The 15,138-nt window shown below is 68.3% G+C and carries 12 protein-coding genes; 8 read left to right on the forward strand and 4 right to left on the reverse strand.

Features of this window, described 5'->3' with window-relative positions; all coding sequences use genetic code 11:
* Nucleotides 1-249: 249 nt before the first annotated feature.
* From FHT37_RS01000 to pbpG, 7 genes are all read left to right on the forward strand, one after another.
* Entirely contained in the window at nt 250-2,046 is a 1,797-nt protein-coding gene (locus FHT37_RS01000; RefSeq protein WP_183478519.1) for an acetolactate synthase 3 catalytic subunit, read from the forward strand.
* 175 nt (nt 2,047-2,221) lie between these two features.
* Nucleotides 2,222-2,713: an acetolactate synthase small subunit gene (ilvN, locus tag FHT37_RS01005; protein ID WP_091722753.1), complete on the forward strand. Its 492-nt coding sequence runs from the start codon at nt 2,222-2,224 to the stop codon at nt 2,711-2,713.
* A gap of 53 nt (nt 2,714-2,766) precedes the next feature.
* The gene (ilvC, locus tag FHT37_RS01010) at nt 2,767-3,783 is read left to right on the forward strand and encodes a ketol-acid reductoisomerase (RefSeq protein WP_091722757.1); all 1,017 of its coding nucleotides are present in this window, start codon (nt 2,767-2,769) and stop codon (nt 3,781-3,783) included.
* 198 nt (nt 3,784-3,981) lie between these two features.
* Nucleotides 3,982-4,830 carry a CDP-diacylglycerol--serine O-phosphatidyltransferase gene (pssA, locus tag FHT37_RS01015; RefSeq protein ID WP_091722762.1) on the forward strand — a complete coding sequence of 283 codons (849 nt, stop codon included), beginning with the start codon at nt 3,982-3,984 and terminating at the stop codon, nt 4,828-4,830.
* 276 nt (nt 4,831-5,106) lie between these two features.
* On the forward strand, nt 5,107-6,792 hold the full coding sequence (leuA, locus tag FHT37_RS01020; protein WP_183478520.1) for a 2-isopropylmalate synthase: 1,686 nt from the start codon (nt 5,107-5,109) through the stop codon (nt 6,790-6,792).
* 85 nt (nt 6,793-6,877) lie between these two features.
* Nucleotides 6,878-8,419, forward strand: a complete 1,542-nt coding sequence (locus tag FHT37_RS01025; RefSeq protein ID WP_091722769.1) for a 2-isopropylmalate synthase — start codon at nt 6,878-6,880, stop codon at nt 8,417-8,419.
* A gap of 182 nt (nt 8,420-8,601) precedes the next feature.
* Nucleotides 8,602-9,633: a D-alanyl-D-alanine endopeptidase gene (pbpG, locus tag FHT37_RS01030; protein ID WP_183481124.1), complete on the forward strand. Its 1,032-nt coding sequence runs from the start codon at nt 8,602-8,604 to the stop codon at nt 9,631-9,633.
* Between the two features lie 96 nt (nt 9,634-9,729).
* Here pbpG and FHT37_RS01035 read toward each other — a convergent pair whose 3' ends face one another.
* The 4 genes from FHT37_RS01035 to hpnC form a co-directional block, all read right to left on the reverse strand.
* Nucleotides 9,730-10,497: an IclR family transcriptional regulator gene (locus FHT37_RS01035; RefSeq protein WP_091722774.1), complete on the reverse strand. Its 768-nt coding sequence runs from the start codon at nt 10,495-10,497 to the stop codon at nt 9,730-9,732.
* Between the two features lie 120 nt (nt 10,498-10,617).
* Nucleotides 10,618-11,901: a hydroxysqualene dehydroxylase HpnE gene (gene hpnE / locus FHT37_RS01040; RefSeq protein ID WP_183478521.1), complete on the reverse strand. Its 1,284-nt coding sequence runs from the start codon at nt 11,899-11,901 to the stop codon at nt 10,618-10,620.
* Nucleotide 11,902: 1 nt separating this feature from the next.
* The gene (hpnD, locus tag FHT37_RS01045; protein ID WP_091722780.1) at nt 11,903-12,805 is read right to left on the reverse strand and encodes a presqualene diphosphate synthase HpnD; all 903 of its coding nucleotides are present in this window, start codon (nt 12,803-12,805) and stop codon (nt 11,903-11,905) included.
* Entirely contained in the window at nt 12,802-13,674 is an 873-nt protein-coding gene (gene hpnC / locus FHT37_RS01050; protein WP_183478522.1) for a squalene synthase HpnC, read from the reverse strand. The genes hpnD and hpnC overlap by 4 nt, the downstream gene beginning before the upstream one ends.
* Before the next feature lie 230 nt (nt 13,675-13,904).
* On the opposite strand from hpnC, the gene FHT37_RS01055 reads away from it, so the two are divergent.
* The gene (locus FHT37_RS01055; protein WP_310739706.1) at nt 13,905-15,125 is read left to right on the forward strand and encodes an efflux RND transporter periplasmic adaptor subunit; all 1,221 of its coding nucleotides are present in this window, start codon (nt 13,905-13,907) and stop codon (nt 15,123-15,125) included.
* Nucleotides 15,126-15,138: the final 13 nt, after the last annotated feature.

Consider the following 15,138-nt stretch of genomic DNA (forward strand, 5'->3'; position numbering starts at 1 on the left):
CCGGAAAGGGCGGTCGGGCAGGCAAAACGGCGCGGATTATCGCACCAGCGCTACAGATCGCCACCGCCGACCGGTCGTGCGCGGGTTTGCGTGCATAATCGGCCCCTCGCACACCGCAGTTTTTGTCTCAAGTAGGCCGCCCGACCACGGCGCCCCTGTTTTTGACGCGACGTTTCAAGTCCGCTTCACAAGAGCGCGAGGAGAAGCACCGATGGTTTTTCGTCAGAGAAAATCTCAGAGGTTCGACATATGGACATGTCTGCCGCGGACATCAAACGTGCAGCGATCACGGAAGCTCGCTCACAACCGCACCCCCATTCCGTCAGTTCCGGCCAGGAACTGAATGGCTCCGAAATCCTGGTTCAGAGTCTTCAAGCCGAAGGCGTGAAGTTCCTCTGGGGCTATCCAGGCGGTGCCGTCCTCTACATCTACGACGCGCTCTACAAGCAGGACGCCATCCAGCACGTGCTGGTCCGTCATGAGCAGGCCGCCGTGCACGCGGCCGACGGCTACGCCCGGGCGACCGGCGAAGTCGGCGTCGCGCTGGTGACCTCGGGTCCCGGCGTCACGAACGCGATCACCGGCATCGCGACGGCGTACATGGACTCGATCCCGATGGTGATCATCACCGGTCAGGTCCCCACGCCCGCCATCGGCCTGGACGCCTTCCAGGAGTGCGACACCGTCGGCATCACGCGCCCGATCGTCAAGCACAACTTCCTGGTCAAGGACGTCCGCGATCTCGCCACGACGCTGAAGAAGGCCTTCCACATCGCGCGCACCGGCCGGCCCGGTCCGGTCGTGGTGGACATTCCGAAGGACGTCTCGCTCAATCGCACCGCGTTCCATTACCCGGAGCGCGTGGAGATGCGCTCCTACAACCCGGTGAAGAAGGGCCACAGCGGCCAGATCCGCAAGGCGGTCCAGCTGCTGATGGGCGCCAAGCGTCCCTATATCTATACCGGTGGCGGCGTGATCCTGGGCGAGGCCACGGCCGAACTGCGCCAGCTGGTGGAACTGCTTGGCTATCCCTGCACCAACACGCTGATGGGCCTGGGCGCGATGCCCGGCACCGATCCGCGCTTCCTCGGCATGCTGGGCATGCACGGCACCTACGAGGCCAACATGACGATGCAGCACTGCGACGTGCTGCTCGCCGTGGGTGCCCGCTTCGACGACCGCGTGATCGGCAACCCGAAGCACTTCTCGTCGGTCGACCGCAAGATCATCCACATCGACATCGATCCCTCGTCGATCTCCAAGCGCGTGCGCGTGGACATCCCGATCGTGGGCGACGTCAAGGACGTGCTGCAGGAACTGATCGCGCAGATCAAGGAAGCGCAGGCGCGGCCCGACGCGGACTCGATCAACGCCTGGTGGAGCCAGATCAACGACTGGCGCAAGCGCGACTGCCTCGCCTACAAGCAGTCCAGCGACGTCATCAAGCCACAGCAGGTCGTCGAGACGCTGTGGAAGCTGACCCGCGATCGCGACGCCTACATCACCTCCGATGTCGGCCAGCACCAGATGTGGGCCGCCCAGTTCTATCGCTTCAACGAGCCGCGCCGCTGGATCAACTCCGGTGGACTGGGCACGATGGGCGTGGGGCTGCCCTATGCGATGGGCATCAAGCTGGCCAAGCCGGAGGCGGACGTGTTCTGCATCACCGGCGAGGGCAGCATCCAGATGAACATCCAGGAGCTGTCCACCTGCCAGCAGTACAAGACGCCTGTGAAGGTGGTCTCGCTGAACAACCGCTACCTGGGCATGGTGCGGCAGTGGCAGGAGCTGGACTACGGCAAGCGCTACTCGCACAGCTACATGGATGCGCTGCCTGACTTCGTCAAGCTGGCCGAGTCCTATGGGCATGTGGGCCTGCTGGTGGAGAGACCCTCGGATGTCGAGCCCGCGCTGCGCGAGGCGATGCGCTTGAAGGACCGCACCGTCTTCCTGGACGTGCGCACCGACCCGACCGAGAACGTCTGGCCGATGGTCCAGGCGGGCAAGGGCATCTCCGAAATGCTGCTGGGGTCCGAGGACCTCTGAGACCGCTGATGGCTCGAAGCCGTCCGGCGTGACGCGCGTTACCGCGCGCGTCGCGGCCGGCGGCGGAAAGCCGGATGCGCTCGGAGCGATCCGGCCCATTCCCTGAATCGAAGAGCGTGGCCAAGGGCCGTCCGGTTACCGCCGGCGGTCTGAAGAGCGCGAAGGACGAGATTCCATGAAACACATCATTGCTTTGCTCATCGAGAACGAGCCGGGCGCGCTGTCGCGCGTCGTGGCGCTGTTCTCCGCCCGCGGCTACAACATCGAGAGCCTGACCGTGGCGCCGACCGAGGACCCCTCGCTGTCGCGCATGACCATCGTGACCAGCGGCAGCGACGACGTGATCGAGCAGATCACCAAGCACCTGAACCGGCTGATCGAGGTCGTCAAGGTCGTCGACCTGACCGAAGGCCGCTACATCGAGCGCGAGCTCATGCTGATCAAGGTGCGCGCCGTCGGCAAGGAGCGCGAGGAGCTCAAGCGCACCTCGGACATCTTCCGCGGCCACGTCATCGACGTCACCGAGAAGACCTACACCATCGAACTGACCGGCGACGCCGGCAAGCTCGACGCCTTCATCGACGCGATCGACCGCACGGCGATCCTCGAGACGGTGCGCACCGGCACCAGCGGCATCGGCCGCGGCGAACGGATCCTGCGCGTCTGAACGCGCGCTTCACTGAACCACCCCCTGTACTGATTTCCCCCGGAGAGACCACCATGAACGTGTACTACGACAAGGACGCCGACCTCAGCCTGATCAAGGGCAAGAACGTCACCATCATCGGCTACGGCTCACAAGGCCATGCCCATGCCCAGAACCTGAACGAGAGCGGCGTGAAGGTCACCGTGGGTCTGCGCCGCGGCGGCGCGTCCTGGGCCAAGGCCGAAGGCGCCGGCCTGAAGGTCGCCGAGATCGCCGAGGCGGTGAAGGCGGCCGACGTGGTCATGATCCTGCTGCCGGACGAGCAGATCGCCGACGTCTACAAGAAGGACGTGGAACCCAACATCAAGCAGGGCGCGTCGCTGGCCTTCGCCCACGGCTTCAACGTCCATTACGGCCAGGTGCAGCCGCGCGAAGACCTGGACGTGTGGATGGTCGCTCCGAAGGCGCCGGGCCACACCGTGCGCAACACCTACCGCCAGGGCGGCGGCGTGCCGCACCTGATCGCGGTCTACGCCGACAAGACCGGCAAGGCGCGCGACCTGGCCCTGAGCTATGCGGCGGCCAACGGTGGCGGCAAGGCCGGCATCATCCAGACCTCGTTCCGCGAAGAGACCGAGACCGACCTGTTTGGCGAGCAGGCCGTGCTGTGCGGCGGCGCCGTCGAGCTGATCAAGGCCGGCTTCGAGACGCTGACCGAAGCCGGTTACGCGCCCGAGATGGCCTACTTCGAGTGCCTGCATGAACTGAAGCTGATCGTCGACCTGATCTATGAAGGCGGCATCGGCAACATGAACTACTCGATCTCCAACAACGCGGAGTACGGCGAGTACGTCACCGGCCCGCGCGTGGTGACCGAGGCGACCAAGGACGCGATGCGCCAGTGCCTGAAGGACATCCAGACCGGCGAGTACGCCAAGTCCTTCATCCTGGAGAACAAGGCCGGCGCCCCGACGCTGATCAGCCGCCGCCGCCTGACCGCCGAGCACCCGATCGAGCAGGTCGGCGAACAGCTGCGCGCGATGATGCCCTGGATCAAGGCCAACAAGCTGGTCGACAAGTCCAAGAACTGATCGCCTGATCAACACCTCGACAGCCCGGCCTGCGCAAGCAGCCCGGGCTGTTTGCCTTCGGGCCGCGCACCGGCAGAGCGTTTCGCCGGCTGTTTCTCTTCCAAGCGGCACCCGTGGCGTGGCTTTGCCAGGCCACCGGGGGCGCCCCCTTGAGGGGGCCGGCGCAAGCCGGTAGGGGGTGGGTTATCCTCCCGGCCCATGAATTCGACTCAGAACAAGAACGTGGACCTGCTCGACGAGGACGAGCCCGACGTCCTCGACGCCCCGCAGCGCCCGCGCCACAAGGGCATCTACCTGCTGCCCAACCTGTTCACCCTGGCCGCGCTGTTCAGCGGTTTCTATGCCGTGGTGATGGGCATCGGCGGGCGCTTCGAGCAGTCCGTCTACGGCATCTTCGCGGCCATGGTGCTCGACAGCCTGGACGGCCGCGTCGCGCGCATGACCAACACGCAGAGCACCTTCGGCGAGCAGATGGACTCGCTGTCCGACATGGTGTCCTTCGGCGCGGCGCCGGCGCTGATCATGTATTCCTGGGCGCTGCAGGGACTGGGCAAGTGGGGCTGGTTCGCCGCCTTCGTCTACATCGCTGGCGCGGCGCTGCGGCTGGCGCGCTTCAACACCAACATCGCCGTCGTGGACCGCCGCTTCTTCCAGGGCGTGCCCAGTCCCGCCGCGGCCGCGCTGGTGATGAGCCTGATCTGGGCGCTGGACAGCGCCGGCTACAAGGACATCCACCGCGATCCGGCGCTGGCCTGGCTGGCCTTCGGCTTCACGCTCTATGCGGGCCTCACGATGGTGACCAACGCGCCGTTCTACAGCTTCAAGGACATCACCTTCAAGCGCTCGGTGCCTTTCATCGTGCTGGTGGTGATCATGCTGGCCATCGCGGCGATCAACATCGATCCGCCGCGGGTGCTGTTCGGCGTCTTCTGCGCCTATGGCATCTCGGGCTACGTCGTCTACGCGGTGCGGCGCGCCAAGGGCAAGCCGGCCAGCGTGATCGCGATGTCGACCGACGAGCCCGATGAAGCAGGCCTTCACCGATAGCGAACGCTTGCGGCGCGTGCATTCGCCCATTCGCGTTGACGCCCGCCGCGCCGCGCCCCTATATTCGACGCCCATGACGTTCGTGTCCGCCTCCACCAGTCAAGCCTTCGGGCTGTCGCTGCTACTACTAGCTGAACCTCGGGTTCGCTAGATCGCGCACGTCCGTCCATCCAGACGCTCATCCCAGATCAACGGCCCGAATGCAACTCGCAGCGGGCCGTTTCTGTTTCTGGAGAGTCTGCGAGTTGCGCCCCTGAACCCACCAGGAACGCTCCCATGCTCAAGCAACCGCAGACCAAGTACCGCGCCTTCGCCCCCATCGCCCTCCCGGACCGTCGCTGGCCCGACGCGCAGATCACGAAGGCGCCGCTGTGGCTGAGCACCGACCTGCGCGACGGCAACCAGGCGCTGATCGAGCCGATGGATCCCGAGCGCAAGCTGCGCATGTTCCAGATGCTGGTGAAGATCGGCTTCAAGGAGATCGAGGTGGGCTTCCCCTCGGCCTCGCAGACGGATTTCGATTTCGTCCGCATGCTGATCGAGGACGGCCACATTCCTGACGACGTGACCATCCAGGTCCTGACGCAGGCCCGCCAGCCGCTGATCGAGCGCACCTTCGAATCGCTGGTCGGCGTGCCGCGCGCGGTCGTCCATCTCTACAACGCGGTTGCGCCGGTGATGCGCCGCGTCGTGCTGAACATGAGCGAGGACGAGATCGTCGAGCTGGCCGTGACCCACACGGCGATGATCCGCGAACTGGCCGCGAAGCAGCCGGAGACGGACTTCCGCTTCGAGTACTCGCCGGAGATGTTCTCGGGCACCGAGCTGGCCTTCTCCAAGCGCGTCGTCGACGCCGTGACCGCGGCCTGGGGACCGACGCCCGAGCGCAAGATCATCATCAACCTGCCGACCACCGTCGAGCATTCGACGCCCAACATCTACGCCGACATGATCGAGTGGATGGGCCGGAACATCGAACGCCGCGACAGCGTGATCCTGTCGGTCCATCCGCACAACGATCGCGGCACCGGCACCGCCGCCGCCGAGCTGGCACTGATGGCCGGCGCCGACCGCGTCGAGGGCTGCCTGTTCGGTAACGGCGAGCGCACCGGCAACCTGGACCTGGTCAACGTCGCGCTCAACCTGTACACGCAGGGCGTGCATCCGGGGCTGGATTTCTCCGACATCGACGAAGTCCGCCGCTGCGTCGAGCATTGCAACCAGATTCCCGTCCATCCGCGCCATCCGTATGTGGGCGAACTGGTCTACACCTCGTTCTCGGGCTCGCACCAGGACGCGATCAAGAAGGCCTTCGCCGCCCGCAAGGACGGCGACGTCTGGGAGATCCCCTACCTGCCCATCGACCCCAAGGACCTGGGCCGTAGCTACGAGGCGGTGATCCGCGTCAACAGCCAGTCGGGCAAGGGCGGCATCTCCTACCTGCTCGAGGCCGAATACGGCATCGAGCTGCCGCGCCGCCTGCAGATCGAATTCAGCCAGATCGTCCAGGGCGTGATGGACACGAACGGCAAGGAACTCGGCGCGGCCGACCTCTGGCGCATCTTCGACCGCGAATACGGCGTCAGGCAGGCGCCGGCGCTGCATCCGCAGATCGACACCGGCGAGGATGGCCAGACCCGCGTGCAGGCGCAGGCCGACCTGTGCGTGCGCATGGTCCGGATCGACGGCCAGGGCAAGGGCCCGATCGATGCCTTCGTCGAGGGCCTGAACAAGCTGCTCAAGACCCAGGTCCGGGTGCTCGACTACCACGAGCATGCGATGGGCAGCGGCGCCGATGCGCAGGCCGTGGCCTACCTGGAGCTGCGGGTCGGCGAGGCCACGCTGTTCGGCGTCGGCATGGACGGCAACATCGCCTCGGCGTCGCTGAAGGCGATCGTCTCGGGCCTGCGCCGCGCCTCGCAGCGCGGCGTGCTCAAGCTCGCCGACCGCATCGCGGCCTGAGCCGCCGGGGCCCGCCGGCCGCCTAAACTCGCTGACCGGGACCCGGACCACCGGGTCCGCCCCCGCCACCGCAAGGAAGCCTCCCATGTCCGACCAACTGATCATCTTCGACACCACCCTGCGCGACGGTGAGCAGTCGCCCGGCGCGTCCATGACCAAGGACGAGAAGCTGCGCATCGCGCGGCAGCTGGAGCGGCTGAAGGTGGACGTGATCGAGGCCGGCTTCGCGGCCGCCAGCCATGGCGACTTCGAGGCGGTCAAGGCGATCGCCGACGCGATCCGCGACAGCACCGTCTGCTCGCTGGCGCGGGCCAACGATCGCGACATCGCCCGCGCCGCCGAGGCGCTGAAGGGCGCGGCGCGTTCGCGCATCCACACCTTCATCGCCACCAGCGAACTCCACATGGAGAAGAAGCTGCGCATGACCCGCGAGCAGGTGCTGGAGCAGGCGATCCAGGCGGTGCGCTTCGCCCGCAACCTGACCGACGACATCGAGTTCTCGCCCGAGGACGGCTACCGCTCCGATCCGGAGTTCCTGGCCCGCGTCGTCGAGGCGGTGATCCGCGAGGGTGCCCGCACGATCAACATCCCGGACACCGTCGGCTACGCGATCCCCGAGCTCTACGGCCAGTTCATCAAGACGCTGCGCGAGCGCGTGCCCAACTCGGACCAGGCGATCTGGAGCGTCCACTGCCACAACGACCTGGGCATGGCGGTGGCCAACTCGCTGGCCGGGGTGAAGATCGGCGGCGCGCGCCAAGTGGAGTGCACGATCAACGGCCTGGGTGAGCGCGCCGGCAACTGCTCGCTGGAGGAGGTCGTGATGGCGGTGAAGACCCGCCGCGACTATTTCGGCCTGGACGTGCGGGTCGATCCCTCGCAGATCGTGGCGGCGTCCCGGATGGTGTCGCAGACCACCGGCTTCGTGATCCAGCCCAACAAGGCGGTGGTCGGTGCCAATGCCTTCGCGCATGCCTCGGGCATCCACCAGGACGGCGTGCTCAAGGCCCGCGACACCTACGAGATCATGCGCGCCGAGGACGTGGGCTGGAGCGCCAACAAGATCGTGCTGGGCAAGCTCTCGGGGCGCAACGCCTTCAAGCAGCGCTTGCAGGAACTGGGCGTGGAGCTGGCGTCCGAGGCGGAGATCAATGCCGCCTTCGTTCGCTTCAAGGACCTGGCCGACCGCAAGGCCGAGATCTTCGACGAGGACATCATCGCGCTGGTGATGGACGAGTCGGTCACGCAGGACCAGGAGCACTACCGGCTGGTGGCGCTGGCGCAGCGCTCCGAAACCGGTGAACGCCCGCAGGCGCAGGTCGTTTTCGCCGCCGGCGAGACCGAGTACCGCACCGAGAGCGACGGCAACGGCCCGGTCGACGCGGTGCTCAAGGCGATCGAGAGCAAGGTCGGAAGTGGGGCGGAAATGCTGCTGTATTCGGTCAGCGCGATCACCAGCGGGAGCACAGAATCCCAGGGCGAAGTGACGGTGCGCCTGCAGCATGCCGGACGCGTGGTGAACGGCGTGGGGGCAGACCCCGATATCGTCGTCGCCTCCGCGAAAGCATATTTGAGCGCTCTGAACAAGCTTCAAAGCAAAACGGAGCGGGTCGCCGCCCAAGGTTGACAGGACAGCGCACGCCGGCCGCCCGGCCGCGTCGGATGGCACGGATTCGGGCACTTTAAGAGCCTGCGTTAAGTCATTGATCTTGCCGGTCTTTCAGCGATCCCCTAAACTCGCGCCCACTTCTGGGGACTGGATTGAAGACCATTGCGACATTGCTGTCTGGTGCCGCGCTCAGCGGCGTCATGTTGCTGACGGGCCTGACCGCCAGTCTCGTGCCGGTTCAACCGGCGCAGGCGGCCACGGCGTCGTCCTCCAAAGCCAAGGTGAAGAGCGTGCGCAAGGCCAAACCGGCCCCGCGCTCTCCCCGCAAGGTGGCCGCCCGCGCGGCGGCACCGGCCCGGGAAGTGGCCCTGTCCAAACCGTCCTTCGGGACGATGTACGGGCTGCATGACACCGAGGACCCCCTCGACCTGAAATCCAGCGTCGCCTATGTCGTCGACCAGGACACCAACGAGGTCCTGTTCTCGAAGAACCCGTCGGCCGTCCTGCCGATCGCGTCCATCACCAAGCTGATGACCGCGCTGCTGGTGGTCGAGGCCAACCAGTCGCTCGACGAGAAGCTCGAGATCACCGAGGAGGACAAGGACACCGAGAAGTTCACCGGGTCGCGCCTGGCCATCGGCACCGAACTGACCCGCGGCGAACTGCTGCACCTGGCGCTGATGTCCTCGGAGAACCGCGCGGCCCATGCGCTCGGGCGCAACTACCCGGGCGGCCTGGAGGCCTTCGTCGCGGCGATGAACGCCAAGGCGCGCGCGCTGGGCATGATGGACACCCATTACGTCGAGCCCACCGGCCTGTCCAGCCGCAACCAGTCCAGCGCGGCCGACCTCGCCAAGCTGGTCAAGGTCGCTCACGCTTTCCCGCTGATCCGCGAGCTGTCGACCTCGTCCGAATACACCGTGGCCCTGGGCCGCCGGCAGGTCCGCTTCGGCACCACCAATGGCCTCGTCCGCAAGGGCGACTGGGACATCGGCCTGCAGAAGACCGGCTTCATCAATGAAGCGGGGCAGTGCCTGGTCATGCAGGCCCAACTGGCCGGACGCAAGCTGATCATGGTGTTCCTGGACTCCGCCGGGAAATACTCCCGGATCGGCGACGCTGAACGCGTCCGCAAGTGGCTGACCGGTGCCGCCTCGCCGCTGGCGGGCGTGGCGACGGCCCCCGCCGCCGCGACGACTGCGGCCGTGATCCCGGCGGTGTCGGCGAAGTAATCGCCGGAGCGCCCCGGAGCAAGCTGCCTCCGGCTGAATGCAGAAGCGGACCCTCGGGTCCGCTTTTTCGTGGTCGCGCGCGGGGTCGCGCGGAATTCAGCCGCGGAAGCCCAGCGCGGCGGAGATCCGCGTCGCCGTCTCTTTCAGGCGCGGCAGCCAGCCTTCCTCGAGCCGGTCCGCGGGCGCGGAGATCGACAGCCCCGCCACCAGCTTGCCCTGGTCGTCGTAGATGCCGGCGGCCATGCAGCGCACGCCCAGCTCGAGCTCCTCGTCGTCGCGTGCGACGCCGCGCTGGCGGACCAGCGCCATCTCGCGCTCGAGCTGGCTGATGTCGGTCAGGCTGTTGCGGGTGTGGCCCGACAGGCCGGTGCGGGTCGCGTAGGCGCGCACCCGCTGGGGATCGTCGCTCGCCAGGAAGAGCTTGCCGACCGAGGTCAGGTGCAGCGGTGCCCGGCCGCCGACCGCGCGCACGACCTGCATGCCGCTGCGCTCGGAATAGGTCCGCTCGATGTAGACGATCTCGTCGCCCTGGCGCACCGACAGGTTGACCGGCTGATGGGTCAGCTTGTGCAGCTCGCGCATCGGGCCGATGGCCGCCTCGCGGACGTCCAGCCGCGCCTTGACCAGGTTGCCCAGTTCCAGCAGCCGCATGCCGAGCCGATAGCTGCCGGCCTCCGGGCGGTCGACGAAGCGACCCAGCGCCAGGTCGTTCAGGATGCGGTGGGCGGTGGAGGGATGCAGGCCGGTGGTTTCGCTGATCAACTTCAGCGACACCGGATCCTGGTGCTGGGCCAGGACGTCCAGCAGCGCGAAGGTGCGCTCGAGGACCTGGATCGCGGGGGTCTGGAGCTCCTTGGACTTCATGGCGGACGATTGTGAAGGATTTCGCTCAGGTTTTGCATGGCGAAACCGAGAGCCGCATCTAGCGGGCGCATTCCGTCGCTTTTGCCCATCAGCGGTGCGTGGCGCCGCGATGAATCCCCCTCAGGAGGTGGCGTCAGTCCCGGATTGCCGCATTGCGGAACGGGCTGCGGTGATCCCGCTGCGCACGGCGCCTTCCAGCGTCGCCGGATAGGGGCCGGCCAGGTAGTCACCGGCGGCCCACAGCGCCGGCGCGATCGGCGCCTCGGGACGAATGCGACCTGGCGTGCAGGCGAAGGTCGCGCGCTTCTCGCTGAGCACGCGGACCAGCCTCGGCGCACGCTGCCAGGGCAGGTGCCGGATGGCCTGTTCGAGCGCTGCGGCCCCGGTCGCTTCCAGGCCTCGTTCGACCCAGGGCGCCGCGCCGCTGATGACCAGGCTGAACAGCCCGGGATGCTGGCCCAGCTGGCCCAGGTCGAAGGCGAACTGCGCCGGCTCGGTGGCGGATTCGCGCAGCGCGACCATCGGCGCGGGCAGCGCCGAGCCGGCGCTTTCCAGGTAGACGGTCACGATGGGCTGGAACTCGAAGGCGCCGGCGATGGCGCTCCAGCGCGGCGCGAGGTCGCGGGTGAGCCGGGCCGCCTCCACCGAACTGCAGGCCACGACGACGGCATCGGCCGGCTCGCCGTCGACCAGCCAGCCGCGCCCCGATGCCTCCACCCTTTGAACGCGCTGCGTGCGGAGCTGGGCGCCTCGCGCCAGCAGCCAGTCGCGTGCCGGTGTCGGCAGCAGGGCGCTCAGGCCGCGCCGTGGCAGCAGCAGGTCCGCGCTCCCTGGGCCGCTGAACAGGGCGTCCTTCAGCACGCGCAGGAAGACCTGCGCACTCGCTTGCGACGCCGGGGTGTTCAGGGCGGCGACGCACAGCGGATCGATCAGGTCGTCGCGGACCGCGCGCGGCAGGCGGGCGCAGAGCTCGGCCACCGTGAGCGCCGGGTCGCAGCGGAAGCCGCGCATCGTCCAGCCGCTGCTCGCCATCAGGAACCGCATCCGGTCGGGCCAGGACCAGGCCGCACAGCCCAGCACCCCGCGCAGGAAGGCGAGCGTGGGCAGGCCGGCGGGCAGGGTGAGGGTTTCGCGGTCGGGATAGCGCAGCCGCAGCGGCATGCGCAGCAGGTCCGCCTCGGGGTCGGCGCCGACGCGGCGCATCAGCGCCAGCGATGCCGTGTAGGCGCCGATCAGGATGTGCTGGCCGTTGTCCAGCGCCGGCTCGCTGCCTTCGAGGCTGCGCGCCCGGCCGCCGAGCGTCGGCGCCATCTCGAACAGCGTGACGGCGGCGCCCAGCGAGACCGCCTCCACGGCTGCAGCCAAGCCGGCCCAGCCGCCGCCGATGACGGCGATGCGGGTCACCTCAGCGCCCGCGCCAGTTGGTCTTCATCGCGATCCACAGCTTGCGCAGCGGCGTCAGCGCGATGCGTTGCTGCAGGACCTGGAACTGCTCGGCCTCGATCTCGCGCAGCAGCGTGCGGTAGATGTTGGCCATCATGACGCCGGGCTTCTGCGCCTTGCGGTCGGCCTCGGGCAGCAGCGCCATGGCCTCGTCGTAGAGGCGGTGCGCGCGTTCGGCCTGGAACTTCATCAGCGCCAGGAAACGGTCGCTGTAGCCCCAGGGCGCGTCGCGCTTGAGGATCTCGTGGGCCTTGACGTCAAACTGCTGCAGCTCGCTCACCGGCAGGTAGATGCGACCGCGGCGCGCGTCGTCGCCGACGTCGCGGATGATGTTGGTCAGCTGCATCGCCAGGCCCAGCTTGTGGGCGTAGGCGATGGTCTGGGCGTCGGTGCGGCCGAAGATGCCCGACGCCACCTCGCCCACCACGCCCGCCACCAGGTGGCAATAGCGCTGCAGGCCGGCGAAGTCCAGGTAGCGCGTCTGCTCCAGGTCCATCTGGCAGCCGTCGATGACGGCCAGCAGGTGCTCGACGCGGATGTCGTAGTCCTTCACGTGCGGCAGCAGCGCCTTCATCGCCGGGTGCGAGGGCTGGCCGTTGAAGGCGCTCATGACTTCCTTGCGCCACCAGGCCAGCTTGGTCGCGGCCACGCCGGGATCCGAGACCTCGTCGACGACATCGTCGACCTCGCGGCAGAACGCGTAGAACGCGGTGATCGCCGCGCGCCGCGGCGGCGGCAGGAAGAGGAAGGCGTAATAGAAGCTCGAGCCGCTGGCGGCGGCCTTCTGCTGGACGTACTGCTCCGGCGTGGAGGCGGCGCCGGCGCTGGCCGTCGCATCGGGGGTCTTGTCGGTCTTGGTGCTCATCGCGCCGTCCCTTCGCGGCGGGTGTTGCTGGGGGTCGCATTCATCGTCAGCGCGCGCCACAGCAACAGGGGCGCGTCGGCGGCGCTGACGGTGGGGCGCCGCAGCAGGGCGGCGAAGCGCATCGCCTGCAGCCTGTCGAGAATGCGAAGGCCGCCTTGTACCACCAAGCGCAGCTCCCAGCCGGCCCGGCCCGGGATCCGGTGGACCAGCGGCGCCCCGTCCGCCATCAGCGCGCGGGCCCAGGCGCAGAGCTCGGCGATCAGCGCCCGCGCCGCCGGACTGTCGCGCAGGGACAGCAGGTCCTGTCCCTCGACGCCGTGACGCCGGCGGTCCTCCAGCGGCGCGTAGATCCGGCCGCGCGGACCGTCGACGGTGAAGTCCTGCCAGAAATTGATCAGCTGCAGCGCCGAGCAGATCGCGTCCGATTGCCTCAGCGCGTCGGCGTCGTCGATGCCGTACAGGTGCAGCAGCAGCCGCCCGACCGGGTTGGCGGAGCGCCGGCAGTAGTCCAGCAGTTCGGCGCGGGTGGCGTAGTCGGTCTTGACCAGGTCCTGCTCGAAGGCGTCGAGGAGGTCCTCCAGCAAGGGCAGCGGCAGCCGATGCTCGGCGATCGCCCGCGCCAGCGGCGCGAACACCCGCGCGGCCCAGCGCGGGGAGGGCGCCCGGCCCGCCGCCACCGCGCGCAGGTCTGCGCGGTAATCGGCGAGGTCGCGCAGTCGCTGGACGGCGCTGGCGTCGCCTTCGTCGGCGAGGTCGTCGGCGGTGCGCGCGAAGCCGTAGATCGCCATGATCGCGGGACGCAGCGCCGGCGGACACAGCCAGGAAGCGACAGGAAAGTTTTCGTAGTGCTCTATGCTCACGGCCGGCATTCTCCGCTGAGCGGCGATGCCGTTTCCGACAACCTGACGCCCCGATCCCCGCGCCGTTCCCCGGGAACGTCAAGAACCGCAGTACACGAGCAGTACCCCGGCGAACCGTACGCCGTCGGTTTGACACGTCCGGACACGCTGAATACATTACTGACCGGTCAGTCAGTTACTCCGGTGCCCCGCAGGGGCGCCGCGGCTTTGTCGAGGTGTTCATGCCCCAACGGTCTCTTGTGTCCCTGCCCGCCGCCGCGCCCGGCCTGGCGTCCCTCGCGCCGTCCGGGCGTGCCGTTTCCGGAACCTGGGTTGCCGGAACCTGGGGCCGCGCGCTGACCGGCGGCCTGGCGGCGATCGCCGTCGTGGTCCTCGCGGCCTGCGGCAAGCAGGCGCCGCCGCCGGAGCCCGACCGCTACGTGCGCACGCTGGTGCTGACGCCGCAATCGGCCGGCCTGCAGCGCGAGTTCGCCGCCGAAGTCCGTGCCCGCGTCGAGTCGCGGCTGTCCTTCCGCGTCGCCGGCAAGATCCTGGAGCGCCGCGTGGACCTGGGCTCGGTGGTGAAGCCGGGCCAGACGCTGGCGCGCATCGACAGCTCGGACCTGGTGCTCGCGCAGGAGGCGGCCAAGGCCTCGGTGCTGGCGGCCCGGGTGAACCGCGACCAGCTCGGCGCCGATTACCGGCGCTACATCGACCTGCACCGGCAGGGCTTCATCAGCGCCGCCGAACTGGACCGCCGCGATGCCGCGTTCAAGGCCGCGCAGGCGCAATATGAATCGGCGCGCGCGCAATCGGACGTGCAGCGCAACCAAGCGCAGTACTCCAGCCTGGTGGCGGACGCGCCCGGCGTCGTCACCGGCATCGATGCCGAGCCCGGCATGGTCGTGGCCGCCGGCACGCCGGTGGTGCGCGTGGCCAACGACGGCCCGCGGGACATCGTCTTCTCCGTGTCCGAGGACCAGGTCGCGCTGGTGCGCGCCGCCGCGGCGCGGCCCGACGGGCTGAAGGTGCGCCTGTGGACCGACACCAAGGCCGAACCGCAGCCGATCAAGCTGCGCGAGTTGGCCGCGGCCGCCGATCCGGTGACGCGGACCTTCCTGGTGAAGGCCGAACTCAACGACCAGAACGTCCGCCTGGGCCAGACCGCCACGGTGATCCTGACCGGCACGCCCTCGGATAACGCGATCAAGCTGCCGCTGAGCGCGGTGATGGAATCGCAAGGCAAGAGCGCCGTGCTGCTGCTGGACCCCAAGACCATGACCGTGCAGCCCCGGCCGGTGACCGTCGTCGGTGCGGAAGGCAACGAGCTGGTGGTGCAGGGCCTGGCGCCCGGTATGGAGATCGTGGCCGCCGGCGGCCATGTGCTGACGCCCGGCCAGAAGGTCAAGCGCTTCCGCCCGCCGGGCACGCCGGTCGAGGGCTCGCCTTCGCCCGCGCCGTCCGCCGCCGCGTCTCGCTGATCCTCGGGAGCGC

The organism is Mitsuaria sp. BK037 (genome assembly GCF_014193045.1).
Classification (GTDB): Bacteria; Pseudomonadota; Gammaproteobacteria; order Burkholderiales; family Burkholderiaceae_C; genus Roseateles.

Coding starts and splice junctions, on each gene's coding strand:
- FHT37_RS01000 (WP_183478519.1), top strand. CDS start 250: ATGGACATGTCTGCCGCGGACATCAAACGTGCAGCGATCACGGAAGCT.
- ilvN (WP_091722753.1), top strand. CDS start 2,222: ATGAAACACATCATTGCTTTGCTCATCGAGAACGAGCCGGGCGCGCTG.
- ilvC (WP_091722757.1), top strand. CDS start 2,767: ATGAACGTGTACTACGACAAGGACGCCGACCTCAGCCTGATCAAGGGC.
- pssA (WP_091722762.1), top strand. CDS start 3,982: ATGAATTCGACTCAGAACAAGAACGTGGACCTGCTCGACGAGGACGAG.
- leuA (WP_183478520.1), top strand. CDS start 5,107: ATGCTCAAGCAACCGCAGACCAAGTACCGCGCCTTCGCCCCCATCGCC.
- FHT37_RS01025 (WP_091722769.1), top strand. CDS start 6,878: ATGTCCGACCAACTGATCATCTTCGACACCACCCTGCGCGACGGTGAG.
- pbpG (WP_183481124.1), top strand. CDS start 8,602: ATGTTGCTGACGGGCCTGACCGCCAGTCTCGTGCCGGTTCAACCGGCG.
- FHT37_RS01035 (WP_091722774.1), bottom strand. CDS start 10,497: ATGAAGTCCAAGGAGCTCCAGACCCCCGCGATCCAGGTCCTCGAGCGC.
- hpnD (WP_091722780.1), bottom strand. CDS start 12,805: ATGAGCACCAAGACCGACAAGACCCCCGATGCGACGGCCAGCGCCGGC.
- hpnC (WP_183478522.1), bottom strand. CDS start 13,674: ATGCCGGCCGTGAGCATAGAGCACTACGAAAACTTTCCTGTCGCTTCC.